The 1741-nt window shown below is 60.2% G+C and carries 1 protein-coding gene and 1 pseudogene; one reads left to right on the top strand and one right to left on the bottom strand.

The genetic code is table 11. The features are described 5' to 3' along the window. Positions 1-54: 54 nt before the first annotated feature. Positions 55-1290, bottom strand: coding sequence for an AI-2E family transporter (locus tag WA989_RS12515; RefSeq protein ID WP_424340826.1), 1236 nt, complete (start codon positions 1288-1290; stop codon positions 55-57). 126 nt (positions 1291-1416) lie between these two features. On the opposite strand from WA989_RS12515, the pseudogene WA989_RS12510 reads away from it, so the two are divergent. Continuing rightward, positions 1417-1741 (top strand): annotated as a pseudogene (locus WA989_RS12510) (hypothetical protein); the annotation flags it as partial.

Here is a 1741-nt window from a genome sequence, read left to right as displayed (position 1 = left end):
GTCCAGAACAGTCCAGACAAATGAGCGCCAGCCGGCCGGGTTGGCGCGACTGGCCTAGCTGATCGCTGGCGCTGGCCGATCGTCGTCGAGCCGCTCATCTTCGCTGTCGCCATGCAATTCGTCGTCGAGGATTTCGCGGTCGTCCTCATCGGCTGCGCACGCATCAGTTTCATTATCCATGACGCTATGGACAATGTCCTCATCCTCTTCAGCGCACTGCTTGCGCCCTTCGAGGAAGGTGTTCAGCCAGTCGAGTTCCGGTGTTCGCTCTGAGAACGCTTTCAGGGCGATCAGCATCGGGGTCGACAGGAACATGCCGACAAAGGACCAGAGCCAGGCCCAGAAGGCGAGCGAGATAAACACCGCCACGGCATTCAGCCGAAGCCTGCGGCCCACCGCAACCGGGGTGAGGAACTGGCCTTCTGCCGAGTTGATCAGCCAGTAGACAAAGGGCGGCGCAAGCGACAGCCAGAAATTGTCATAGGTCACGATCGCCATGATGAAGGCGAGGCCGATGCCGAAAATGGAGCCGATATAAGGGATGAAATTGAGCGCAAATGCCGCCACGCCGAAGAACACAGGATCCGGCATCCCGAGCAGCCACATCGCAGTGCCGATGACCAGTCCGAGGACCAGATTAATCGCAGTAATGGTCAGGAAATAGGTCGAAAGCTGGTCTTCCATTTCCCGTGCAATCCGCAGGGATTTGCGCTTGGCAGAATCGGTGTGCATCACCTGGACCAGCTTTTCGTAAAACATGTCACCCGACGCGATCAGGAAGGTGGCCAGCACGACTGCCAGCATGATCTGGCCGGCCACATACGGGGTCGTCTCCGCCCAGAGGCTGAATATGCCCTCTTCGCGCACGACCACCCGTTCCGGCGCATCAGCGGAGGCCTGCTGCATCGCCTCGATTTGCTCGCCCGCCTGACGCATCGGCTCGAGCACACCGCTCATCTCCTCGATCCGGTCGCGAACCTTGTTCATGAGCTGGGGATCGTCACTGATGATCGTCGCAAGCGAGCTTGAGATCATGTAGAGCAGGACGGCGGCCGCGGCGCAGAAGATCGTCATCGTGATCGCGGCAGCGATGCCGGGACCAATGCCGAGACTGCCCAGCGCGCGCCGGATCGGGCTGAGGATCAGGGCCAGCAGAACGCCGAAAACAACGGGAATGAAGAAGGCCTGCGCGAACGAGAGCGCAGACACGGACGCGAACACGAAAAGGCCGATGATCGCCCAATGCGTATAGGCCGTTTCAGGCTGACCCGACAGAAATCCTTTTTTCAAAGCTTGGATACCCACTATTGAACCATACCCCTCCGGACGGGAGTATGCAGAATGTAACGACCAGTAGATGTGACTTGTTCCGCTGGCGAGGCCGCCCGCGGCGCGCGGTAAGGATGGGGAGAGGCCATGGCGAAACCATTCCGCTGGGATTTTGCGAAACGCGAACAGCTCGGCACGTGGCTCAAGCAGGCCGGCAAGGTCGATCCGCCTCACCCTGAAGACCTCGACGCGCTGCGCCGCGCTTCAGCCCGCCTCCTCGCCTTCAGCGACGGCGCAGACCTCGCCTTTATCGGCCGCTCTCCGGAGACTTTCTATGACTATCTCTCAGGCTGTTTTGACGGCATCGAGGATGCGCCGAACCTTTCCCTGGTCCCGTTTTCGATGCGCTGGATCGATGATGACGGGGCGGACGCGATTGGCGCGGCAAAGTTTGAGGGGCTAAGCATCGCCC

Origin of the sequence: Henriciella sp., from assembly GCF_049649345.1 — a bacterium.
GTDB lineage: Bacteria > Pseudomonadota > Alphaproteobacteria > Caulobacterales > Hyphomonadaceae > Henriciella.
The sequence above is the reverse complement of the archived record's forward strand: the minus strand, read 5'-3'. Positions and strand labels throughout refer to the sequence as shown.